Below are 23,167 nucleotides of genomic sequence, written 5' to 3'. Positions count from 1 at the left end.
TTTCTGGAACCAGAGGAGTAAGCGTGCCGACAGTGCCCTCGGCTCATCCGGCTGAAGACACCGCACAGACCGCACAGACGGCACAGCCCGTCCCCGACACGGACATCGCGGCGCTGCTCGAGCGCGGGCGGACCCTGTCCACGCCGGTGCTCCGCGCGGCCGTGGACCGCCTCGCCGCGCCCATGGACACCGTGGCCGCCTACCACTTCGGCTGGATCGACGCCGAGGGCAACCCCTCTGACGGCGACGGCGGCAAGGCCGTCCGCCCGGCGCTGGCCCTGCTGTCCGCCGAGGCCGCGGGCGCTGCCCCCGAGGTCGGCGTCCCCGGCGCCGTCGCCGTGGAACTCGTGCACAACTTCTCCCTGCTGCACGACGACCTGATGGACGGCGACGAGCAGCGCCGGCACCGCGACACCGTGTGGAAGGTGCACGGCCCGGCCCAGGCGATCCTGGTCGGCGACGCCCTCTTCGCCCTCGCGAACGAACTCCTCCTGGAACTCGGTACGGTGGAGGCCGGCCGCGCCGCGCGCCGCCTCACCACCGCCACCCGCAAGCTCATCGACGGGCAGGCCCAGGACATCTCCTACGAGCACCGCGAGCGGGTCACCGTCGAGGAGTGCCTGGAGATGGAGGGCAACAAGACCGGCGCCCTGCTGGCCTGCGCGGTGTCCGTCGGTGCCGTCCTCGGCGGCGCCGACGACCGCACCGCGGACACCCTGGAGGCGTACGGCTACCACCTCGGCCTCGCCTTCCAGGCCGTCGACGACCTCCTCGGCATCTGGGGCGACCCGCAGGCCACCGGCAAGCAGACCTGGAGCGACCTGCGCCAGCGCAAGAAGTCCCTGCCGGTCGTCGCCGCCCTCGCGGCCGGCGGCCCCGCCTCCGAACGGCTCGGCGAACTCCTCGCCGCCGACGCCAAGAGCAACGACTTCGACAGCTTCTCCGAGGAGGAGTTCGCCGTGCGGGCGGCCCTCATCGAGGAGGCGGGCGGCCGCGAGTGGACCGCCCAGGAGGCCCGGCGCCAGCACGCGGTGGCCGTCGGGGCCCTCGACCGCATCGCCATGCCGGAAGCGGTCCGCGCTCAGCTCGTCGCGCTCGCGGACTTCGTCGTCGTACGGAAGAGATGATCACCATCGCACCGAGCACCACGCGGAGCCTGACCACCAGGAGCACCACCCGCGGCATATGAATCGCGTCGCCGGCCGGCGGCCACCGGAAGGATGAACAGCCGCCGGCCGACGGAGACCCCAGCTCAGCAGAGACCACTGCAACGAAGGGGAAGCCATGACAGCGACGACCGACGGAAGCGGCGGACCCGTACGGGCCGAGGCCGCTCCCGCCGCCGGGACCGCCCGCGACACGGGCGCGGGCGCCGTCCGCGCGCCGGGCGCGGGCCAGGACGCCCCCCGGGATCTCAGAGCCGCCGCGGCCCTGGCCGCGGACCGCGCCGCACAGCATCTGCTCGACCGCCAGGACCCCCAGGGCTGGTGGAAGGGCGACCTCGAGACCAATGTGACGATGGACGCCGAGGACCTGCTGCTCCGCCAGTTCCTCGGCATCCGCGACGAGAAGACCACCACGGCCTCGGCCCGCTTCGTCCGCGGGCAGCAGCGCGAGGACGGCACCTGGGCCTCCTTCTACGGCGGCCCGGGTGAACTCTCCACCACCGTGGAGGCCTACGTCGCCCTGCGGCTCGCCGGGGACCGGCCCGACGACCCGCACATGCTGCGCGCCGCGAGCTGGATCCGCAGCCAGGGCGGCATCGCCGCCACCCGGGTCTTCACCCGCATCTGGCTCGCCCTGTTCGGCTGGTGGAAGTGGGAGGACCTGCCCGAGGTCCCGCCCGAGGTGATGTTCCTGCCCTCCTGGGTCCCGCTGAACATCTACGACTTCGGCTGCTGGGCCCGCCAGACGATCGTGCCCCTGTCCATCGTCTCCGCGAAGCGCCCCGTCCGCCCCGCGCCCTTCCCGCTGGACGAACTGCACAGCGACCCGGACCGCCCCGCCCCGCCGCGCCGGCTCGCGCCCGCCACCAGCTGGGACGGCTTCTTCCAGCGTGCCGACAAGGCCCTGCACCTGTACCACCGCCTCGCGCCCGAGCGGCTGCGCCGGGCGGCCATGAACAGCGCCGCCCGCTGGATCGTCGAACGCCAGGAGAACGACGGCTGCTGGGGCGGCATCCAGCCGCCCGCCGTCTACTCCGTCATCGCCCTCCACCTGCTCGGCTACGACCTGGACCACCCGGTGCTGCGGGCCGGCCTGGAGTCCCTGGACCGCTTCGCCGTCTGGTCCGAGCAGGACGGCCGCCCGGTGCGGATGATCGAGGCGTGCCAGTCCCCGGTCTGGGACACCTGCCTCGCGACCATCGCCCTCGCCGACGCGGGCGTCCCCGCCGACCACCCCGCGCTGGTGCGGGCCGCCGACTGGATGCTCAGCGAGCAGATCGTCCGCCCCGGCGACTGGTCCGTCCGCCGCCCCGAACTCGGGCCCGGGGGCTGGGCGTTCGAGTTCCACAACGACAACTACCCCGACATCGACGACACCGCCGAGGTGGTCCTCGCCCTGCGGCGGGTGCGCCACCCCGACCCGGGGCGGCTGGAGACCGCGGTGGAGCGCGGGGTGCGCTGGACTCTGGGCATGCAGTCCCGCGACGGCGCCTGGGGCGCCTTCGACGCCGACAACACCAGCCCCTTCCCCAACCGGCTGCCGTTCTGCGACTTCGGCGAGGTGATCGACCCGCCCTCCGCCGACGTCACGGCCCATGTGGTCGAGATGCTCGCCTACGAGGGGCAGGCCGCGCATCCCCGGGCCCGGCGCGGCATCGAGTGGCTGCTCGCCCACCAGGAGCCGTGCGGCGCCTGGTTCGGCCGCTGGGGCGTCAACTACGTCTACGGGACCGGGTCGGTGGTCCCCGCGCTGGTCGCCGCCGGTCTGCCCGCCTCCGACCCCGCCGTCCGGCGCGCCGTCACCTGGCTGGAGTCGGTGCAGAACGAGGACGGCGGCTGGGGCGAGGACCTGCGCTCCTACCGGGACCGGGGCTGGGCCGGACGCGGCGCGTCCACCGCCTCCCAGACCGCCTGGGCCCTCCTCGCGCTCCTCGCGGCGGGGGAGGTGGACGGCGAGGCCGTCGCCCGGGGTGTCGCCTGGCTCACCGCCGCGCAGCGCCCGGACGGCTCCTGGGACGAGCCCTACTTCACCGGCACGGGCTTCCCCTGGGACTTCTCCATCAACTACCACCTGTACCGGCAGGTGTTCCCGCTGACCGCCCTCGGCCGTTTCGTGCACGGCGAACCGGTCGCCGGACCCGCCGGCGCGCGCAGGGCGACCTGATGGACTGTGCGCCGCTTCCCGGCCCCGCCGAAGCCCCCGAGGGCCCCGGCGGGGCCGGGGACCGCGCGGCCGGGACCGCCCGCGGGGCCGACGGCGCCGGGAGCGCCGGGGCGGCCGTGCCGCTGCTGGTCGCCTGCGCCCTCGGCATCGAGCGCTTCGCTCTGCGGGCCGCCCCCGGCCACCGGGGCCGCGGGGGCCCGGACACACCCCGGGCGACCGTGCTGCGCACCGGCATGGGACCGGAGAGCGCCGCGCGTGCCGTTCTCGCCGCCTGCTCCACCCCCCAGCTGCGGGAGGCCGCCGTCATCGCCTCGGGCTTCTGCGCGGGACTGGTGCCCGGGATGCATCCCGGCGATGTGGTGGTCGCCGACGAGACCCTCGCGCACGGCACGGCCGTGCCGTGCGCCAACGCCGGACTGCTGCGCGCCGCCGTGGCCGCCGCGCTGCCCGGGCGCACCGTGCACGGCGGGGTCCTCCTCGGGGCCGACCACGTGGTCCGCGGCCCCGAGCGCGCACGGCTGGAGGCCACCGGGGCCATCGCCGTCGACATGGAGTCCGCGAGCACGCTGGCGACCGCCCTGAGCGCGGGGCCCCGGGCGGTTGCCGCCGTCCGGGTGGTCGTGGACGCACCGGAGCACGAACTGGTCAGAATCAGCACACTTCGCGGTGGAATATCAGCGTTCCGCGTACTTCGTGCCCTCATGCCCGCGTTTTACGAATGGCACCGTTCTTTGCTGCTCCCCAGGAGGTGAGCCAGATGGCCATGCCGCTCCGCCAGACCATCAGGGTCGGGACGTATCTCTTCGAACAGAAGCTCCGCAGGCGTGAGAAGTTCCCGCTGATCGTCGAGCTGGAGCCGCTCTTCGCCTGCAACCTCAAGTGCGAGGGATGCGGAAAGATCCAGCACCCCGCCGGGGTGCTCAAGCAGCGGATGCCCGTGGCCCAGGCGGTCGGCGCGGTGCTGGAGTCGGGCGCCCCCATGGTCTCCATCGCCGGCGGCGAACCACTGATGCACCCTCAGATCGACGAGATCGTGCGGCAGCTGGTGGCGAAGAAGAAGTACGTCTTCCTCTGCACCAACGCCATGCTGCTCCGGAAGAAGATCGAGGACTTCACCCCCTCCCCGTACTTCGCCTTCGCCGTGCACATCGACGGCCTGCGCGAACGCCACGACGAGTCGGTGGCCAAGGAGGGCGTGTTCGACGAGGCGGTGGAGGCCATCAAGGAGGCCAAGCGCCGGGGCTTCCGCGTCACCACCAACTCCACCTTCTTCAACACGGACACCCCGCAGACCGTCGTCGAGGTGCTCGACTACCTCAACGACGACCTCCAGGTGGACGAGATGATGATCTCGCCCGCCTACGCGTACGAGAAGGCCCCCGACCAGGAGCACTTCCTCGGCGTCGAGCAGACCCGGGAGCTCTTCCGGAAGGCGTTCGCGGGCGGCAACCGCCGCCGCTGGCGGCTCAACCACTCCCCGCTCTTCCTGGACTTCCTGGAGGGCAGGGCCGACTTCCCGTGCACCGCCTGGGCGATCCCCAACTACTCCCTCTTCGGCTGGCAGCGCCCCTGCTACCTGATGAGCGACGGCTACGTCCCGACGTACCGGGAGCTGATCGAGGAGACCGACTGGGACGCCTACGGCCGGGGCAAGGACGCCCGCTGCGCCAACTGCATGGCGCACTGCGGCTACGAGCCCACCGCCGTCCTCGCGACCATGGGCTCCCTCAAGGAGTCCCTCCGCGCCGCCCGGGAGTCGGTCGGCGGCAGGTGAGAGACCCGGGCGGGGTGGACGGCGGCGCCGCCGTCCACCCCGCCCGCCCGTCCCCGTGACCCGACCCCCTGCGGAGAACCGTGAGGAGAGCTGAGCGATGACCGAGGCACCCCGGGGCTTCGACCTGGCGGAGCTGCTGGCCCGGCGCGGCGGCGAACGCTACGAGCTGCACAGCCGGCACCTCAACCACCAACTGCCGCGCATGCTGCGCACCATCGGCTTCGACAAGGTCTACCAGCGGGCCGAGGGCGCCTACTTCTGGGACGACGAGGGCAACGACTACCTCGACATGCTGGCCGGCTTCGGCGTGATGGGCCTCGGCCGGCACCACCCCGTCGTCCGCCGCGCCCTCCACGACGTCCTCGACGCCCAGCTCGCCGATCTCACCCGCTTCGACTGCCAGCCCCTGCCCGGTCTCCTCGCCGAGAAGCTGCTCGCCCACGCCCCCCACCTGGACCGGGTCTTCTTCGGCAACAGCGGCACCGAGGCCGTCGAGACGGCGCTGAAGTTCGCCCGCTACGCCACCGGCCGCCCCAGGGTCCTCTACTGCGCGCACGCCTTCCACGGCCTCACCGCCGGATCGCTGTCCGTCAACGGGGAGCGGGGCTTCCGCGAGGGCTTCGCGCCCCTGCTGCCGGACACCGCGATCGAACTGGGCGACCTGGACGCGCTGGAGCGGGAAGTCGCGCGCGGGGACGTCGCCGCCCTGGTCGTCGAGCCCGTCCAGGGCAAGGGCGTCAACCCCGCCCCGCCGGGCTTCCTGCGGGCCGCCCAGGACCTGCTGCACCGCCACGGGGCCCTGCTGGTCGCCGACGAGGTGCAGACCGGTCTCGGGCGCACCGGCGACTTCTACGCCTTCCAGTACGAGGCCGGGGTCGAACCCGACCTGGTCTGCGTCGCCAAGGCGCTCTCCGGCGGCTATGTGCCGGTCGGCGCGACCCTCGGAAAGGACTGGATCTTCAAGAAGGTCTACTCCTCCATGGACCGGGTCCTGGTCCACTCCGCGAGCTTCGGCTCCAACGCCCAGGCCATGGCCGCCGGGCTCGCCGTGCTGAGCGTGCTGGAGGACGAGCAGGTCGTCGCCAACGCCCGGGTCACCGGGGAACTGCTGCGCTCCCGGCTCGCGGCGCTGGTGCCCCGCTACGAGCTGCTGCACGAGGTCCGCGGCCGGGGGCTGATGATCGGCATCGAGTTCGGCCGGCCCGAGTCCCTGCGGCTGCGCGGCCGCTGGACGATGCTCCAGGCCGCGCGCAAGGGGCTCTTCGCGCAGATGGTGGTCCATCCGCTGCTCCAGCGGCACCGGATCCTCACCCAGGTCTCCGGGGACCACCTGGAGGTCATCAAGCTGATCCCGCCACTGATCATCGGCGAGCGCGAGGTGGACCGCTTCGTCGCCGCGTTCACCGCGGTGATGGACGACGCGCACGGCGGGGGCGGGCTGATGTGGGACTTCGGCCGGACCCTGGTCCGCCAGGCGGTCGCCAACCGCTGATCCCAGTGTCCCCGCGGCGGATTTTGCCTCCGAGGCAAGTCATTTGCCTCGGAGGCAATACTGCTGGCCCAATAGGGACATGGACACTCCCGCCGCACCGGACGGTGACGGTCTCACCGGTGTCGCCCCCCGCCTGCGGGACCTGCGCCGCCGCCGGGGCCTGACCCTGGAGAGCGCCGCCCGTCGCGCCGGCCTCTCGCCCGCCCATCTGTCCCGGCTGGAGACGGGCAACCGGCAGCCCTCGCTGCCCATGCTGCTCGCCCTCGCCCGCGTCTACGGTACGACGGTCGGGGAGGTCCTCGGCGAGCAGCCGGCCGAACGCGAGCCGGTCGTCCGGGGCGGTGAGCGCGAACCCGTCCGGGCCGACGGCTGGACCTACCACCCCGCCGGCGCCCCCGGCCGCGCCATGCAGGCCCTGCGGGTCGCCGTCCCCCACGGCACCCAGGGCGACCTGGTGCGTGTGCACCCGGGGGAGGAGTGGCTGTACGTGCTGACGGGCCGGCTGCGCCTGGGCCTCGGGGACACCGTGCACGACCTGGCACCGGGTGACAGCGCCCACTTCGACTCGCTCACCCCGCACCGGATCGCCGCCGCCACGCCCGAGGGCGCCGAGCTGCTGTTCGTACACACCCTGCTGCAGAGCCCCGACCCGCACCCCCATCCGCACGTCCGACCGGAAGCCAGGTGACCAGGGAATGTCGCACGACCCCTTGGACAAGCGCGGAGCCGGCGGCGGCCGGCGCGAGGACCGGTTCCCGCGCGGACTCGTCATCCGGCTCTTCGCCTATCTGATCGCGGGCCACATCGTGGCCGCCTTCCTCTACCTGCTCTTCCTGGTGGGCGCGCAGAACCAGTGACCCGGCGGGGCCGGAGGGGGGCGCCTCAGGCGTTCTCGACCAGCCGGCTCCGCAGCCGCTCCCGGGTGGCGGGGGAGAGGCCGAGCCCCTCGGAGAGGTACTGCTCGGTGCCGCCCCAGGTCTCCTCGATCGTCTCGAAGGCCGCCGCGAGATAGGCGGGGCGCGCGTCGAAGAGCGGACTCAGCAGCTCCATCACCTCGGCGGACATCGCGTCCGGGGAGTCGGAGCCGCGGGTGACCTTGTAGCGGCGGTGCGGGTCGTTCGACTTGAGGTAGTCCGCCTCGATCGCGTCCCGCTCCACGCCGACCGCGAGCAGGGTGACGGCCACCGACAGGCCGGCCCGGTCCTTGCCGGCGGCGCAGTGCATCAGGGCCGGGACGCTGTCCTCGGCCAGGGCGTGCAGGACCCGGCTGTGCTCGGCGGTCCGCTGGGTGATGATCGCGCGGTAGGCGGCGATCATCCGGTCCGCGCCCTTGCCGCCGTCGAGGATCGACTTGAGCTGGTCCAGATTGCCGTCCCGGACCATCCGCCAGAACTCCGCGCCGTCGGCCGGGTCGCTCAGCGGCAGGTTGAGGTTGCGCACGCCCGGCAGCTCGACGTCCGGGCCCTCCAGCCGCTGGTCGGCCGCGTTGCGGAAGTCGAAGACCGTGTGCAGCCCGAGGGAGGAGAGGAACGCGGCGTCGCTCGCGGTGGCGTGGGCGAGGTGGCCGCTGCGGTACAGCCTGCCGTGCCGCACCCGCCCGCCGTCGGTGGTCGGCAGCCCGCCCACGTCGCGGAAGTTGCGGACTCCGGCGAGTGCGGGCTCGGGGTCCTGCCCGGCCGGGGATGCCTGCGGCAACTGCTGCGTCACATGGACTCCAATCAATGGCGTCGGTGCCCGTCCCTCCACCGGCGCGGTCGCCGGCGCGGGCGCGCTCCCGACGATACGACACCGGTTCACCCGCCCTTCCCGCGCGGCGGGGCCGGGACGGCGAGGACACCGGGGTGAGGGACGAAGCCGGACGAGCCGGTCGATCTTGAGCGGCAAGTGCGGTAGTGGAATTGCATTCGCGCCTTGTGTCCGAATTAGGAGATTGATTGGAGTGTGCCCCGCAAGCGCCGTAAATGGGAAGCGGCTGGTGAGCAGGATCATATTGGTGACGGTGTGTACTGGCTTCCGCCGGGTCAGTTCCGTGCCGGGCACGGGAGTTGACGGCCCGTCGCCCACGGAGGGTGATGGCCGCCCGGTCCCGGTGCGGGTGCGGTGATTGCGTCCGGGAATTCATGGCTTGTTCCCCCGGGGTGGCTCGCCTACGGTCACGCTCAATCCGGACGGACCGCCTAATCCTGCCGCCGACCGGAGTTCGCACCCACCACCGCGTGGCAGGAGCGGGGGACCCAGGTAGTACGCCGATTCCGGAGCAATTCGGACGGCTTGGGGTGAATTCGCGCGACCAGCGTGAACGGGCATCTCCAGCCCGAACCCGACAGCTCACCTCGCAGGCGCCGGAGAGGAATGCGTCATGCCCGGAAAGGGTAAGCACCGCCGTCCCAAGTCCAATCCCGTGAGCCGTGGCTTCGTCGTCGCCGGCACCGGTGGCGCCGCCATCGCGCTCCCGCTGTTCGGCGCCGCGGGCGCCGGAGCGGCGACCGCCGCCCCCGCGGCCGTCCCCGGCACGTCCGCCGTCGCGGCGCAGGCGCCCGCCGCCGCGCAGCAGGCGGCCCCGGCCAAGGCCGCCGCAGCCGCTCAGGCCGCGGCCAAGAAGGCCCCGAAGACCTACACCGTGGTCCCGGGCGACTACCTGTCCAAGATCGCCGACGACCACGACGTCCGCGGCGGCTGGCAGGAGCTCTTCGACGACAACCGGCGTGCCATCGGCGCCGACCCGTCCCTGATCCACCCGGGCCTCGAACTCACCATCGGCGGCAAGTCGAAGCTGAAGAACGACCCCGAGGCGCGGACCGAGTCCAAGCCGCGCGCCTCCCGCGACGACTCCCGGCAGGAAAAGGCCCCGGCCGCCCCCGCCGAGAAGCCCGCCGAGGCTCCCGCCAAGTCCTCCGCCGCCTCGGCGGCCAAGACCTCCGCCTCCGGCTTCAGCGCGCCCGTCGACGCCGGGGTCACCACCCCGTACCGCCAGGCCGGCGGCATGTGGTCCAGCGGCTACCACACCGGTGTGGACTTCGCCGCGGCCTCCGGCAGCACCGTGAAGGCGGTCGCCTCCGGCACCGTCGAGTCGGCGGGCTGGAGCGGCAGTTACGGCAACGAGGTCGTCATCCGCCACACGGACGGCACCTACTCGCAGTACGCCCACCTGTCCTCGCTCTCCGTCTCCGGCGGCCAGTCGGTCTCCGGCGGGCAGCAGATCGGCCTCTCCGGCTCCACGGGCAACTCCACCGGCCCGCACCTGCACTTCGAGATCCGCACCGGGCCGTCCTACGGCTCGGACATCGACCCGCTGGCGTACCTGCGCCAGAACGGCGTCAACATCTGACGCGCCCCCTGCCCCCGGCCTGACGCGGCCCGCGCCGCGTTCTCCGGCCCCGGTGGTGGTCCCCCGTTCCGTCCGGCGGCGGAGCGGGGGATTCCGCGTATTCCGGCTTGGTGGAAACTTGACCGGTGGTAAAGATCACCTCCCGTCAACCCCTCCTTACGGTCGCGTAGGTCACATCCGGACAGGAAGGATGTGCTCCCGTGGCAGACGATTCGAGAACAGAGACCAGTGGCGCATTCGGGTCGTACGCAGCGATCGGTGACAGTTTCACCGAGGGCGTGGGCGACCCCGGACCCGACGGGACCTTCGTCGGCTGGGCGGACCGGTTCGCGGTCATCCTCGACGACCTCACCCCGGAGCACACCTTCCGCTACGCCAACCTCGCCGTGCGCGGCAAGCTGCTCGACCAGATCGTGGCTGACCAGGTCCCCCGGGCCAAGGAACTCGCCCCGGACCTGGTCTCGTTCTGCGCCGGCGGCAACGACATCATCCGGCCGGGCAGCGACCCGGACGACGTGGCCGAGCGCTTCGAACGCGCCGTGGCCGACCTGACCTCCTCCGTCGGCACGGTCATGGTGACCACCGGCTTCGACACCCGTGACGTGCCGGTCCTGCGGCATCTGCGCGGCAAGATCGCCACGTACACGGCGCATGTGCGGGCCATCGCGGACCGCTACGACTGCCCGGTGCTGGACCTGTGGTCGCTCAAGTCCGTCCAGGACCGGCGCGCGTGGGACCTGGACCGGCTCCATCTGTCGCCCGAGGGCCACACCCGGGTGGCCCTGCGCGCCGCCCAGGTCCTCGGCATCGACGTCCCCGGCGACGCGGACCCCGACCAGCCCTGGCCGCCGCGGCCGCCGCGCGGGCCGCTGGAGGTGCGCCGGGACGACATCCACTGGGCACGCGACTACCTGGTCCCGTGGATCGGCCGCCGCCTGCGCGGCGAGAGCTCCGGCGACCACGTGGAGGCGAAGCGGCCGGACCTCATGCCGCTCTGAGGGGCCGCGCGCCCGCGGGGGTACGGGCGGGGCGTGGTGCGTGCCGGGCGGCTCGCCGCTGCGGCGCGGTGGTGGTGTCCGCCCGGCCCGCCGAGGCCCGGGGCCGTGTGCTCGTCGGCTGCGTCCGCCCGGCCCGGGGGCCGATGACGGCCACGACGGTCAGGGCGGTGGCCCGCCGGAGCCCGGTCCGCACTCCCGCTCGGCGGCGTGGCGACGTGGCGACGTGGCCGGTGGTACGCCTGACGGGCCCCGGTTCGGGCCGGGAGCGATGCGGCCCATTCCGGTGACCGGCCGACCTCCCCTGCCGGGCAGGCTGGAACAGGGGCCATGACCCCTGCGGGCGGGCCGCTCCTCCTGCCCGCCAGGCTCTGGCCGTCCTTCGGTGGCGCGGCCCGGTCCGGCTGTGCCTCGTCGGTGGCGCGGCCCGGCCCGGGCGCCTGCCCCCTGCCTGCCCGGGCCCCCGGTCAGGACCGCGTCAGCGGGCCGTGGCCGTGAGGGCCTCGCGGTCGAGGCACAGCTCCCGGGCCAGCGCGTCGTCCGTCCACTGGAGCATCGCGGCGCGGGAGAGCGTGCCCGCGTAGGAGGTCATCTGGACGGCGAGCCCGTCCAGGAAGGCCGTCAGGCGCCAGGCGGCCGCCGCCGGGTCGTCGCAGCAGAACTCGCCGGCCGCCGCACCCTCCGCGATCACCTCGGTCAGCGCCGACTTCCACTGCTGGTCGAGCCCCCGGGACAGATCACGCAGCGCCGGGTCGCGCAGCGAGACCGACCACGCCTCGATCCACAGCCGCCAGCCCTTGGCCTGGCCGGTGGGCGCGTACCAGCGCACCGCCGTGCGCAGCCGGCGCAGCGCGGAGGTGCGCCGGCCGAGGATCCGGCGCAGATGCGCCAGATCGGCGTCCGCCGCGTGTGTGAACGCGGCGGCGACCAGCTGTTCCTTCGACGAGAAGTGGTAGAGGACGAGCGCGCTGCTCACCCCGAGCGCGGCGGCCACGTCGGCGATCCGCACGGCGGAGGCGCCGCGCTGCTCGATCTGCTCGACGGCGGCGTTCAGCAGCTCCTCGCGCCGCTCAGGGACACTCAGTCGGACTCTCCCCACGGCGGTCACCCTACACAGCCGATCTTGGCCCCGGTCCAGCCCTCGGAGGGGGAAATTCCGGGGCGCCGGGAAACTCTCCCGAAGCACTCCCGACCGGGGAGTCGCGGGGCCGCCGGGCCGGCCGCGCGGCCGGCCCGGCGGCCCGGCAGGGTCACCCGCGGTGGCGGAACGCCACGTTCCCGTGAACCGTGGAACACCGGCGGACGGGTGCGCGTTGCACCGTCGTGGGCCGTCCGCGCCCGCTGCCGCACCGGCGGACCGCGGCATACCCTCGAACCATGGATGTGTCGACCGAACTCCAGGAGGTGCCGTGACCGGCACTGGCTCTCCCCCCTCGCTGCGTACCCGGCTGCGTTCGCTGCGGACCGCGGCCTTCGGCGCCGACCCGGCGGGTGAGCGCCGGGAGCGCATCCTCCGTTCGCCCAACTTCGCCGACGGCACCTTCCAGAACCCGGTGGGCGCGCGGACCAGGCCCTCCGGCGCCTCGATGACGGAGTTCGCGAAGATCTACTTCGAGAAGGAGGCGCGCGCCCGCCGCACCCCGGACGGCCCGGTGCCCGTCCACCCGACGACCGTCGCCGACCTCTCCCGGCCGCCGGCCACGGGGCTGCGCCTGACCTGGATGGGCCACTCCAGCGTCCTCGCCGAGATCGACGGCGGCCGGGTGCTCTTCGACCCCGTCTGGGGAGAGCGGTGCTCTCCGTTCGGCTTCGTCGGACCCCGCCGGCTGCACCCCGTGCCCGCCCCGCTCGCGGCCCTCGGCACGGCGGACGTGGTCGTGATCTCCCACGACCACTACGACCACCTGGACCTCCCCACCATCAAGGCCCTGGCCGGCACGGACACCGTCTTCGCCGTCCCCCTGGGCGTGGGCGCCCACCTGGAACGCTGGGGCGTCGCCCCCTCCCGCCTGCGCGAGCTCGACTGGAACGAGACGGCCGAGGTGGCCGGGCTCAAGCTGACGGCGACCCCGGCCCGCCACTTCTGCGGGCGCGGCCTGCGGAACCAGCAGCACGCGCTCTGGGCGTCCTGGGCCGTGGAGGGCCCGGACCACCGGATCTACCACAGCGGCGACACCGGCTACTTCCCCGGCTTCAGGGACATCGGCGCCGAGCACGGCCCCTTCGACGCCACCATGATCCAGATCGGTGCCTACTCGGAGTACTGGCCCGACATTCACATGACCCCCGCGGAGGGCCTCCGGGCCCACCTCGACCTCCAGGGCGGCGCCCCCGCCGGGGTGCTCCTCCCGATCCACTGGGGCACCTTCAACCTCGCCCCCCATCCGTGGGCCGAACCGGCCGAGTGGACGAAGTACGAGGCTGAGGAGGCCGGGCAGACGGCGGCGTTCCCCCGTCCCGGCGAGCCGTTCGAGCCCGGGGGGAAACTGCCTGCGGATCCGTGGTGGAGTGAGCTGTCCGAGCCCATCGCTCATCCGTGGCGTCGTCCCCGGCTTGCTGAGGTCGTTCCGGAGTCGCGCAGCGATGATCTGGACCTTGCGGGAGAGCGGTGACGCCGATCGGGGCGGGAGAGCGGTGACGCCGATCGGGGACAGCAGGCGAGGGCCAGGTGGTGGGGTGCTCGCGGTACGGGCCGACGCGCCGCGCGGAAGGTGAGCGCTCACCGACTGCCGGAACGCGGCCCCAGCCCTGGCAGGACATGAGCGGACACGTGCGGAGAGGATCGCGGCGATGGTGCGGATCGGCGTCGTAGGAGCTGTGACGCTCGCCGCGGCGGGTGCGGCGGCCGGGTACCTGGGCCTGGTGACCGGGGCGCTGCCCCTGGACCTGGGGGTGGGACGGCGCACCCGGCCACTGGGGCCCCAGACCGTCGACATCGCGGCGCCGCGCGAGGTGGTGTTCGACGTGATCGCCCAGCCGTACCTGGGGCGGGCCACCCGGGCGATGCGGGAGAAGGTGGAGGTCCTCGAACGGGGCTCGGACATGGTGCTCGCCGCGCACCGCACGCCCGTCGTCGGCGGGCGGCTGACGGCGGTCACCGTGGAGACGGTCAGCTTCACCCGCCCGGGGCAGGTCGGCTTCCGCCTGGTACGCGGACCGGTGCCCGCGGTGACCGAGTCGTTCACCCTCACCGAGCGGAACTCCGGTACGCGGCTGGTCTACGAGGGTGAGCTGGCTACGGACCTGTGGCGGGCGGGGCAGTGGTGGGGCGACCTGGTCGCGCCGCGGTGGGAAGCAGCGGTCGCCTCCTCCCTGACCGCGGTTCGCCAGGAGGCCGAACGCCGAGCGCCGGCGGCCTGAGACGTGTGATGTCACTGGGCAGGAAAGCCCTGTGCGCTCTGCGCCCGGCGCGCTCTGGGCGGTGACGCGGCGGTCGATCATGCTGCTGGGCCCAGGTCCTCCGGTCTTTCCGCGGGGCGGGAGGCGCGCTCCGGAGGGCGCGGGCCGGGGGCCGGGTGGTTGACCACACCGGACCAGCGTTCGTACGAGGCACGGTGGTCGGGGTGGAGCAGGACGGCCAGGGGCGGGGATCCCCAGATGACCACCGCGGCGAGCAGGGCCGTGTAGGGCAGGAGCGGCCCGATGGGGTCGGGGAGGGTGAGGGTGGCGGTGTGGTGGGCGATGGCCAGCCAGGTGAGGGCGAGGGGTGAGCAGCGGATCCAGGAGCGTGCGGTGATCCGCAGGAAGCCCGGCCTGCTTCCGTCGGGCCTGGCCAGGCGCAGGAGTACGGCTCGTTTGCCTGGGGTGGTGGCGAACAGGAGGGGCAGGAGCCAGAACCACACCAGGCCGAGGGCGGCGCCGGCTGGGAGGGCGTAGCGGCGGCCGGTGGGCCAGTCGGTGGCCAGGGCGAGGAGGCCGGTGGACAGGGTCCAGGTGACGAGCCAGCCGGCGAGGTCGGTGAGAAAGGCCAGTGCGCGGCGGGTGAGGGTGACGCGGTGGCCGTAGCGGGTGCGCTCGTCGTCGGGGTCGTTGGCGGGCAGCAGACGCGCGAGGGGACCTGCGAGAAGCCAGCCCGCGATGGCGCCGGCGGTGTTCAGGGTCAGGTCGTCGACGTTGAACTGCCGGTAGGGGCAGGCGTAGACGAACCAGAGGCCGGTGTACTGGGTGGTCTCGAAGAACAGCGAGGTGGCGAAGGCCATGACCGTCGCGGGGAACAGCCCCTGCCGGAAGTAGTAGCGCAGGTAGACGCCCAGGGGGAGCAGGAGGACGGCGTTGAGGAGCGTGGTCCAGGTGGACGGCAGTGCGAGCAGGGTGCCCGTGGACCAGTCGCCGCCGGCGGCGGAGGTGATGCGGGCCTGGAAGGCGAAGGGGTGCAGTTGCGGGCTCGCGGCGTAACGGGTGGCGACGCAGTGCGCATCGGTGTCGGCCGGCAGCGGCATCACGGTCTGCAGGAGCGCGGCCAGGACGTAGAAGACGAAGCTGTAGAACACCAGCACGGGCCAGCCGCCGGCGCGGCCCCGGCTGCGGTATCCGTGGACCGCGGCGGGAACCACGATCGCGGCGGCGACGAGGGGGAACAGGGTGAGCGCTGCCTCGACGGGCAGCAGGTAGGTCCGGAACACTGTCAGGCGCCTTCTGCGGCCGGGCGGGCCGCGGTTACGGGGAGCAGGGGTTTCGGGTGGGACTGAGCGGTTCCGGCGGGCGCCCCGCGACGTGAGGCACCTTCCCCGCACGTCGCAGGCTAGGCGATGGCGAGCGAAGCCGAACAGAGGGTGTGTCCGCCCACGCGCTGCGCCGTCGACCGAGCGGTCCGGGTGACCGGCCCGCGAGGGGGCTCACCGCTACGGACCGGTGACCGTGCCCGGCAGGAGTCAGGCCGGTGAGCGCGCTTACCGTCCTCCCCGCCCCCGGGCACCTACCGTCGGGGCATGGTGCTCAGGATCGTGCTCGGCACGCCGTACAGGGCGATGGCCGTCGGCCGGCTCGCCTCCTTCGAGCACATGCCCCGGATTCTGGACCGTGTACGGGCGGTCGGCCGCCGGCGCCCCGACCGCGCCGGCCGCGGCGCTGATCGCGGGGGACCTGGAGGGCGGGGTCCTCTTCCTGACCCGCCCCCGCGCGAGGGCCCGCCAAGTCCGCTGAACGCAAGCCCCCTGGAAGAGCTGAACGCAACCCCCTGGAAGAGGAGTTCTTCGATGACCCAGGCACCCGTGCCGAGGCGCAAGCAGGACCGTGACGAGGTGTTCGTCGAGTTCACCAAGTCCGTCTGCCCGCTGTGCAAGACACCCGTCGACGCGCAGGTCAACATCCGCGCGGACAAGGTGTATCTGCGTAAACGCTGCCGAGAGCACGGGGAGTTCGAGGCGCTGGTGTACGGGGACGCCGAGGAGTACCTGTCCTCGGCCCGCTTCAACAAGCCCGGCACGATCCCCCTGACGTTCCAGACCGAGGTGAAGGACGGCTGCCCGTCGGACTGCGGGCTGTGCCCGGAGCACAAGCAGCACGCCTGCCTCGGAATCATCGAGGTCAACACCGGCTGCAACCTGGACTGCCCGATCTGCTTCGCCGACTCCGGCCACCAGAGCGACGGCTACTCGATCACCCATGAGCAGTGCGAGCGGATGCTCGACGCCTTCGTCGCTTCCGAGGGCGAGGCGGAGGTGGTGATGTTCTCCGGCGGCGAGCCCACCATCCACCAGCACATCCTCGACTTCATCGACCTCGCCCAGGCCCGCCCGATCAAGAACGTCAATCTGAACACCAACGGCATCCGCCTGGCCACCGACAAGAACTTCGTCGCCGCGCTCGGCACACGCAACCAGGTACCGGGCCGCTCGGTGAACATCTACCTCCAGTTCGACGGCTTCGACGAGCGCACCCATCTGGAGATCCGGGGCCGGGACCTGCGCACCTTCAAGCAGCGGGCGCTGGACAACTGCGCGGAGGCCGGGCTGACCGTCACCCTCGTCGCCGCCGTCGAGCGCGGCCTGAACGAGCACGAGCTCGGGGCGATCATCGAGTACGGAATCGACCACCCCGCCGTCCGCTCCGTCGCCTTCCAGCCGGTCACCCACTCGGGCCGGCACGTCGCCTTCGACCCGCTGCAGCGGCTCACCAACCCCGACGTCATCCGGCTCATCAACGCCCAGCGGCCGGGCTGGTTCGCCAAGGGCGACTTCTTCCCCGTGCCGTGCTGCTTCCCCACCTGCCGTTCCATCACCTACCTCCTGGTGGACGGCGAACCGGGGAACCGCACCGTCGTGCCCATTCCGCGCCTGCTGAACGTCGAGGACCACCTCGACTACGTCACCAACCGGGTCATGCCCGACGCCGGGATCCGCGAGGCGCTGGAGAAGCTGTGGTCGGCCTCGGCCTTCATGGGGACCGGGACGACCGAGGAGAAGCTGCGGGCCACCACCGAGGCCCTGGACTGCGCGGACACGTGCGGCATCGACCTGCCCCAGGCCGTGAAGCAGCTGAACGACAAGGCGTTCATGATCGTCGTGCAGGACTTCCAGGACCCCTACACCCTCAACGTCAAGCAGCTGATGAAGTGCTGCGTCGAGGAGATCACCCCCGACGGAAGGCTCATCCCCTTCTGCGCCTACAACTCCGTCGGCTACCGCGAACAGGTCCGCGCCGAGATGTCCGGCGTCCCCGTCGCACCGGTCGCCCCGAACGCGCTGCCGCTCGCCGACCGGCTGACGACGACCCCGTACGGCTCGAAGACCCCCACCGGGAGCGAGGAGCGCAGGCCGTGAACCACGAGGAGATCAAGTCCTGCTGCGCGGACGCCTACTCGAAGGACATCGTCGCGCTGCTGCTCGGGGACTCCTACCACCCCGGCGGCACCGCCCTGACCCGGCGCCTCGCCGACCGTCTCGTGCTCGCACCCGGCGCGCGGGTCCTCGACGTCGCCTCGGGCCGTGGCACCACCGCGCTGCTGCTCGCCGACGCCTACGGGGTGCGGGCGGACGGCGTCGACTACGCCCCGGCCAACACCGCCCTCGCCCGGGGAGCCGCCGAAGCCGCGGGGCTCACCGACCGTGCCGCCTTCACCACCGGCGACGCCGAGCATCTCCCGTACGGCGACGGCATCTTCGACGCGGTGGTGTCCGAGTGCGCGCTGTGCACGTTCCCCGACAAGACCAGGGCCGCGGGCGAAGCCGCACGCGTCCTGAAACCCGGCGGACGCCTCGGCATCACCGACGTCACCGCCGACACCGACCGCCTCCCGCCCGAGCTGCGCGGACTGACCGCCCGCATCGCCTGCGTCGCCGACGCCCGCCCGCTCGACGACTACGCCGAGCTCCTCGCCGCCGCCGGGCTGCGCGTCCTCGCCACGGAACGGCACGACGAGGCGATGATCCGCATGATCGACCAGGTCCAGGCCCGCCTGGACCTGCTGCGCATCACCGCCCCGGACCGCCTCGCCGGCGCCGGCGTCGACCTGACCGCGGCCCCGGCCGTCCTGGACGCCGCCCGCGCCGCCGTCACCGACGGTGTCCTCGGCTACGCCCTGCTGACCGCGGTGAAGTCGTCACCCTGACGGCCCCGCCGTTCTCCCGCCGGCAGGCGAGCGCCCTCACCTGCTGTCCGGCCCCAGGTCGTGGCGTCAGCGGCGAGAACGGCGAAGACCAGCCCACAGGGGAGGGCGATCACCCGACCGCACCCTCAGGCACCTGCCAGGCGGGCTGCGCCTGTTCAGGTACTACCGATGTGTCATTTCTAGGTCGGATGACCTATGATCGGGTTTCATGAACACTCAATCGACGGATGACCTTCGGCTCGCCCCGTCCGGCCCTGTACTGATCACCGGCGGATACGGCACCGTGGGAGCCGAGATCGCCCGGATGATCGCCGAGGACGCTCCGGTCCTGCTCACCGGGCGCTCTCCCGGCCGAGGGCAGGCTCTGGCGGCCGGTCTCGGAGGTGAGGCACGCGCCTGGGACCTGGCGGATCCGGCGCCGTTCCGCGCGGACGTACGGGCCGTCGTCGGCTCGGTCAACGACCCCGACGACCGTGTCCTGCGCGCCGCGGTGGCCGCGGGAATCCCCTACGTCGACATCACGAGGTGGACGAGCCGGCTGCAGCGAGCCGCCGCCCTGACCGCTCTGCTCCGTCCCGACTCCCCGGTGCTGTTCTCCTCGGCATGGATGGGCGGGGTCAGCAGCCTGGTGACAGCATCGCTGGCGGCGGACCTGGGCGGCGCCGAACGGGTCGAGATCGCCGTCCGATGGGACACGGCCGACCGGGCCGGCGCGGATTCGGTGGAGTTCATGGACCGTCTGGGCGTGGACTTCGAGGTGGTCGACAACGCGACCCGCCGACTTGTCACGCCGCTGACGGACGTACGGACCGTGGGCGTCGGCGGCACGCCGGTGCGGGTCGCGCGCATCGACACCCCGGAGCAGTTCACCCTTCCCCTGACCCTCGGTACCACCACGGCGGCCACCCGGATCGGGTTCAGCTCCCCGGCCACGACCCGGGCCCTGCTCGCGCTGCGCGGAACCGGGTTCTTCCGCTGGGCCGCGGGTGAACGCTGGACCCCACTGCGCCGGGCCGTCCTTCACTCACCCGGTGAGGGCGGCACCGCCGTGATGCGCGTCGACGTCGCGCATCAGGGGCGCACCCGCACCGCGACCGTCACCGACCCGAGCGGGCAGCACCATCTGACCGCCGTCGGAGCGGTGCTCGGCCTGCGTCGCGTCCTCGGCACCGACGGCTTCCCCGCCCCCCGCGGTCCGGTGTTCCCCGAGCAGCATCCGGATCCCGGCCGGGCGGTCGAAAGCCTCGCCGCCCTCGGTGTCGAACTCACCGCGGACCGGGGCGCCGAGGGGGAGCGGGACGGGGCCGCCGCGTGACCACCGATCCAACCCCCAAGGGCAGCAAGCGGCGCACAGTCCTGCTGGACGCGGCCCAGCACGTCCTCACGTCGTCGGGCGGCTCCCAGCTCACCCTGCGGGCGGTCGCCGACGAGGCGGGCGTACGGCTGGGCCACCTCCAGTACTACTTCCCGTCGCGCTCGGCCCTTCTGTCCGCTCTGCTCGACCGGGTCCTCGCCGCCTCACTGGACCGTGTCGCCCTGCTCACCGCCCGCCCTGCCGGAAGAGGCGGCGACGCCCTCCTCGACGGCGTCCTGGCCGACCACGACGATGCCGCACTCGTACAGCTGTTCACCGAGGTCTGGTCCATGGCCGCACACGACCCGGAGGCCGCCACCGCCGTCAGGTCCTTCTACGACCAGTACGCCGCCCACGTGGCCGGCTTCCTCCAGGAGAACGCCCCCGAGCTGCCCACGGCCACTGCCCGCGACCGGGCCGAGGTCTTCGTGATGCTCATGGAAGGGGCCTCACTGTTCCGCTCCGGCATCGTCGGTCGGCGCAGCGCCGGGGCCGACGCGTACCTGCGCCACGTCGTGCGCACGATGCTCGCGGACGGAAGCCGGGACTGACCCCGCCGTGCGCGGGCCGGACCGACGCCACGTCGGGCGGCACCGGGATCGGCCGTGGTGCGTGCGTCGGTCAGTTCGTCGGCCGTTTCTGGGCCGTGGGCACGGCTCCCCTCGTCGGGTCCGGCCCCGGCCGTGCCCCCGCCATTTCGGCGGGGGGCGAGCCGCGGTAGGCCGCGCCCGCCCGCCGGGGTCTGAGGGGGCCCGGCCTCCAACGGTCGGGCGAGACCCCGGGTGTCCCCTCGGTACGGGTGCACCGCTGCCGCCGAGGCCCGGCGGTCCCGTCTCCGCCCGAGTGCCGGCACGTCAGTAGAACGTGACCCACCCCGGTACCAGTCGCGTGACGGCGACACAGGCGAGAACCGAGAGGCCGGCCATGAGGGCGAGCAGCCCGGCTTCCTCGGCCCGCACCCGCCTCCTCGACGGCTGCCGGCGGCGTGACGGGCCCTTCGGACGAAAGCCGGACTCCCCGTGCCACGTCACCGTGAGCCCGGGAGCGAACCGTTCCGCCACCGCGACCAGTTCATGGGCCCTGCTGCGCAGGCAGGCCGAAGTGACCTCGTACGTATCCGTGTCGGTGACCACGTCGAGCCGGTACGGCTTCCGTGCCGCGAGCCGGGAGCGGGCCGAGCCCGGACCTGGCCGGGTCTCGCCGTGTGCGACGGTGAGGCGCCGTACCGCACTCCACGGGACGGTGACGCCGTTGACCGTGATGCCGTCGGGGGAACAGCGCACCTGCGTCCTGGCGAGATCATAAGTGAACATGGCCGTGAGCATCAGCGAGATCACCCACAGGAGGAGGCCCACGTAGGCGACGCACAGCATGAGAGTACGCTCGTATATCGCCGCGTCCGCTGCGGCCGCAGCGTCGACGTTGTTCACGCCCACCAGCACCAGCAGAGCCCCCAGGACGGTGGTCGTCGTCGCCAGAGCGATCCACGGCGCGTCGCGCCAGTCCTCCCAGAAGGCGACATCTTCCATGCCGTCTGCGCCGCGTTGCGAGGAATCGTCCGGAAGCCGTGCCCCCGTGTCCGCCATCGGTATCCCTCCCCCACCGAAGGTCTGCGGTCAGACCTCGGATCCCGCTCGCTCAGCTTAGGAAGCAACGACCGCGGGCACCAGAACGCCTCGCCCCGCGGGGCCTTCGCCGTTCGCGAGCGCCTCGGGCACAGAGCGCCCTCGCCGAGGGGCGTCAGTACAGGTCGCCCGCCGGTTCCGGGCCCCGGCGGTCCGCCTCCCGGTCAGGGGCTGACCGACAGGAAGAGGAACGCGGAGAAGAGCGCGAGGTGGACGCCGCCCTGGAGGAGGGTGGCCCGGCCCGGGACGACGGTCAGGGCGCTGACGACGGCGGTGAGGGCGAGCAGCACCAGGTGGACCGGGGTGAGGCCCAGTTCCAGGTTCCCCGAGAGCCAGACCGAGGCGAGGGCGATCGCCGGGACGGTGAGGCCGATGCTCGCGATCGCCGAGCCGTAGGCCAGGTTCAGACTGGTCTGCATCCGGTCCCGGCGGGCCGAGCGGACCGCCGAGAGGGTCTCCGGGAGCAGGACCATCAGGGCGATGACCACACCGACGACGGTGTAGGGCAGCCCGGCGTTCTCCACGCCCTGCTCGATGGTCGGTGAGACGACCTTGGCGTTGCCGACCACGGCGATCAGCGAGACGACCAGCAGCAGCAGGCTGATGCCGGCCGCGCGGCTGGAGGGGCGCGGGGCGTGCTCCTCGCCGTTCTCGTCGACCGCCACGTCGGAGTCGGGGTCGGCCTCGACCTCGGAGCCGTCGGGGGAGGCGATCCGGCGCGGCTTCTTCCGCAGGCTGACGGCACCCGTGGCCTCCGCCTCGCGCGCGGCCTCGCCGGTGCCGGAGGCGCCCTCGGAACCTCCCCCGGAGGCGCCCTCGGAATCAACCGCGGAGGCGCCCTCGGAATCAACCGCGGAGACCTTCCCGGAGTCGCCCCTGGAATGACCCCCGGAGGCGTCCCCGACGGCGTCCTCGGAGGAGGCTCCCGTGGCGAGGGGCGGGTCCGCGGGGGTGGGCACCGGGGGCTCCTCCTCGCGGGAGACCGGCAGGAAGTAGTCGCGGTGGCGCACGGTCTGGACGGTCACGAACAGCGCGTACAGCGCGAGAGAGGCCACCGCGGCGAAGGCGAGCTGGCCGGTGGTGAACTCGCGGTCCGCCGCGCTCGTCGTGAACGTCGGCAGGACCAGCGTCATGGAGGCCAGGGTGATGACCGTCGCCAACGCGCCGCCCGATCCCTCGGCGTTGAAGACCACGGTGCGGTTGCGGAGCGCTCCCGACAGCAGGCAGATGCCGACGATGCCGTTGCAGGTGATCATGACGGCGGCGAAGACGGTGTCCCGCGCGTAGGTCGACGCCTTGTCGCCGCCGCCGGACATCAGCATGACGATCAGTCCGACCTCGATGATCGTCACCGAGACCGCGAGCACGAGCGAACCGAGCGGCTCGCCCACCCGGTGGGCGACCACCTCCGCGTGGTGGACGGCCGCCAGCACGGCACCGAAGAGGCAGAGCGCCACGGCGGTCACGCCGAGCGCGGGCAGATCGCGCCCCCAGCCGAAGGCCAGGGCGACCAGCGCCACCACCGGTACCCAGGTGGTCCACTGTCTCAGCGTCGAGGTGCTGGTGTCCGTGCTCATGGTGATCAGGGTGCCAGAGAGTACCGGCGCACCGGCCGAGGGGGGCGCACGGCGTGCGCCCGTCACCGTGTGGCAGGCGCGCGGCGTGGAATAGCGCTCCCGTGCGAGTCCTCATACCAGAGCGGGACCCTCCATGGGGAACT

At 72.8% G+C, this 23,167-nt stretch carries 20 protein-coding genes and 1 riboswitch; of the genes, 15 read left to right on the top strand and 5 right to left on the bottom strand.

All coding sequences use genetic code 11. The annotated features are described in order from the left end of the window. Window positions 1-32 precede the first annotated feature (32 nt). The 7 genes from C593_RS0116110 to C593_RS33370 all read left to right on the top strand — a co-directional run bounded on the left by C593_RS0116110 (window position 33) and on the right by C593_RS33370 (window position 7,453). Window positions 33-1,127, top strand: a complete 1,095-nt coding sequence (locus tag C593_RS0116110; protein ID WP_018848332.1) for a polyprenyl synthetase family protein — start codon at window positions 33-35, stop codon at window positions 1,125-1,127. 157 nt (window positions 1,128-1,284) lie between these two features. Beyond that, entirely contained in the window at window positions 1,285-3,330 is a 2,046-nt protein-coding gene (shc, locus tag C593_RS0116105; protein WP_018848331.1) for a squalene--hopene cyclase, read from the top strand. Further along, window positions 3,330-4,082 (top strand): phosphorylase family protein, encoded by a 753-nt coding sequence (locus C593_RS0116100; protein ID WP_018848330.1) that lies wholly within the window; start codon window positions 3,330-3,332, stop codon window positions 4,080-4,082. The genes shc and C593_RS0116100 overlap by 1 nt, the downstream gene beginning before the upstream one ends. Window positions 4,083-4,087: 5 nt before the next feature. After that, window positions 4,088-5,104: an adenosyl-hopene transferase HpnH gene (gene hpnH, locus C593_RS0116095; protein WP_018848329.1), complete on the top strand. Its 1,017-nt coding sequence runs from the start codon at window positions 4,088-4,090 to the stop codon at window positions 5,102-5,104. A gap of 97 nt (window positions 5,105-5,201) precedes the next feature. Then, a complete protein-coding gene (locus C593_RS0116090) occupies window positions 5,202-6,596 on the top strand; it encodes a class-III pyridoxal-phosphate-dependent aminotransferase (RefSeq protein WP_018848328.1) in 1,395 nt (464 codons plus the stop codon). 79 nt (window positions 6,597-6,675) lie between these two features. Next, on the top strand, window positions 6,676-7,284 hold the full coding sequence (locus tag C593_RS0116085; RefSeq protein WP_018848327.1) for a helix-turn-helix domain-containing protein: 609 nt from the start codon (window positions 6,676-6,678) through the stop codon (window positions 7,282-7,284). A gap of 7 nt (window positions 7,285-7,291) precedes the next feature. Continuing rightward, complete coding sequence (locus tag C593_RS33370; RefSeq protein WP_018848326.1) at window positions 7,292-7,453, top strand: DUF6126 family protein; 162 nt, start codon at window positions 7,292-7,294, stop codon at window positions 7,451-7,453. A 25-nt stretch (window positions 7,454-7,478) separates the two neighbouring features. Here the strand turns inward: C593_RS33370 and C593_RS0116075 are convergent, their stop codons facing one another. After that, window positions 7,479-8,303 (bottom strand): tyrosine-protein phosphatase, encoded by an 825-nt coding sequence (locus C593_RS0116075; protein ID WP_018848325.1) that lies wholly within the window; start codon window positions 8,301-8,303, stop codon window positions 7,479-7,481. A gap of 490 nt (window positions 8,304-8,793) precedes the next feature. Next, a riboswitch (cyclic di-AMP (ydaO/yuaA leader) is annotated at window positions 8,794-8,953 on the top strand. A 2-nt stretch (window positions 8,954-8,955) separates the two neighbouring features. On the opposite strand from C593_RS0116075, the gene C593_RS0116070 reads away from it, so the two are divergent. Further along, window positions 8,956-9,924, top strand: coding sequence for a M23 family metallopeptidase (locus C593_RS0116070; RefSeq protein ID WP_018848324.1), 969 nt, complete (start codon window positions 8,956-8,958; stop codon window positions 9,922-9,924). Window positions 9,925-10,124: 200 nt separating this feature from the next. Continuing rightward, window positions 10,125-10,922, top strand: a complete 798-nt coding sequence (locus C593_RS0116065; protein ID WP_026277742.1) for an SGNH/GDSL hydrolase family protein — start codon at window positions 10,125-10,127, stop codon at window positions 10,920-10,922. 475 nt (window positions 10,923-11,397) lie between these two features. Here the strand turns inward: C593_RS0116065 and C593_RS0116060 are convergent, their stop codons facing one another. Further along, a complete protein-coding gene (locus C593_RS0116060) occupies window positions 11,398-12,018 on the bottom strand; it encodes a TetR/AcrR family transcriptional regulator (RefSeq protein WP_018848322.1) in 621 nt (206 codons plus the stop codon). A 310-nt stretch (window positions 12,019-12,328) separates the two neighbouring features. Here C593_RS0116060 and C593_RS0116055 point away from each other — a divergent pair, with 310 nt between their 5' ends. Then, on the top strand, window positions 12,329-13,531 hold the full coding sequence (locus tag C593_RS0116055; RefSeq protein ID WP_018848321.1) for an MBL fold metallo-hydrolase: 1,203 nt from the start codon (window positions 12,329-12,331) through the stop codon (window positions 13,529-13,531). A 178-nt stretch (window positions 13,532-13,709) separates the two neighbouring features. Further along, window positions 13,710-14,279, top strand: coding sequence for an SRPBCC family protein (locus C593_RS0116050; protein ID WP_018848320.1), 570 nt, complete (start codon window positions 13,710-13,712; stop codon window positions 14,277-14,279). A 77-nt stretch (window positions 14,280-14,356) separates the two neighbouring features. Here the strand turns inward: C593_RS0116050 and C593_RS0116045 are convergent, their stop codons facing one another. Continuing rightward, window positions 14,357-15,541: a VanZ family protein gene (locus C593_RS0116045; RefSeq protein WP_018848319.1), complete on the bottom strand. Its 1,185-nt coding sequence runs from the start codon at window positions 15,539-15,541 to the stop codon at window positions 14,357-14,359. Between the two features lie 573 nt (window positions 15,542-16,114). Between C593_RS0116045 and C593_RS0116035 the strand changes: the two genes are divergently transcribed. From C593_RS0116035 to C593_RS0116020, 4 genes are all read left to right on the top strand, one after another. Next, window positions 16,115-17,680, top strand: a complete 1,566-nt coding sequence (locus C593_RS0116035; protein ID WP_018848317.1) for a radical SAM protein — start codon at window positions 16,115-16,117, stop codon at window positions 17,678-17,680. Beyond that, window positions 17,677-18,468, top strand: coding sequence for a methyltransferase domain-containing protein (locus C593_RS0116030; protein WP_018848316.1), 792 nt, complete (start codon window positions 17,677-17,679; stop codon window positions 18,466-18,468). The genes C593_RS0116035 and C593_RS0116030 overlap by 4 nt, the downstream gene beginning before the upstream one ends. A 208-nt stretch (window positions 18,469-18,676) precedes the next feature. Beyond that, complete coding sequence (locus tag C593_RS0116025) at window positions 18,677-19,783, top strand: saccharopine dehydrogenase (RefSeq protein WP_026277741.1); 1,107 nt, start codon at window positions 18,677-18,679, stop codon at window positions 19,781-19,783. Continuing rightward, a complete protein-coding gene (locus C593_RS0116020) occupies window positions 19,780-20,373 on the top strand; it encodes a TetR/AcrR family transcriptional regulator (protein WP_018848314.1) in 594 nt (197 codons plus the stop codon). Before C593_RS0116025 ends, C593_RS0116020 begins: the two co-directional genes overlap by 4 nt. A 303-nt stretch (window positions 20,374-20,676) precedes the next feature. Here C593_RS0116020 and C593_RS0116015 read toward each other — a convergent pair whose 3' ends face one another. Both C593_RS0116015 and C593_RS33820 read right to left on the bottom strand, forming a co-directional pair. Beyond that, entirely contained in the window at window positions 20,677-21,351 is a 675-nt protein-coding gene (locus C593_RS0116015) for a hypothetical protein (protein ID WP_158686858.1), read from the bottom strand. A 260-nt stretch (window positions 21,352-21,611) separates the two neighbouring features. Beyond that, the gene (locus tag C593_RS33820; protein WP_018848312.1) at window positions 21,612-23,024 is read right to left on the bottom strand and encodes a hypothetical protein; all 1,413 of its coding nucleotides are present in this window, start codon (window positions 23,022-23,024) and stop codon (window positions 21,612-21,614) included. Window positions 23,025-23,167 lie beyond the last annotated feature (143 nt).

The sequence above is a fragment of the Streptomyces sp. CNT372 genome (assembly GCF_000377145.1).
This window is presented reverse-complemented; position numbering and strand designations above follow the sequence as displayed.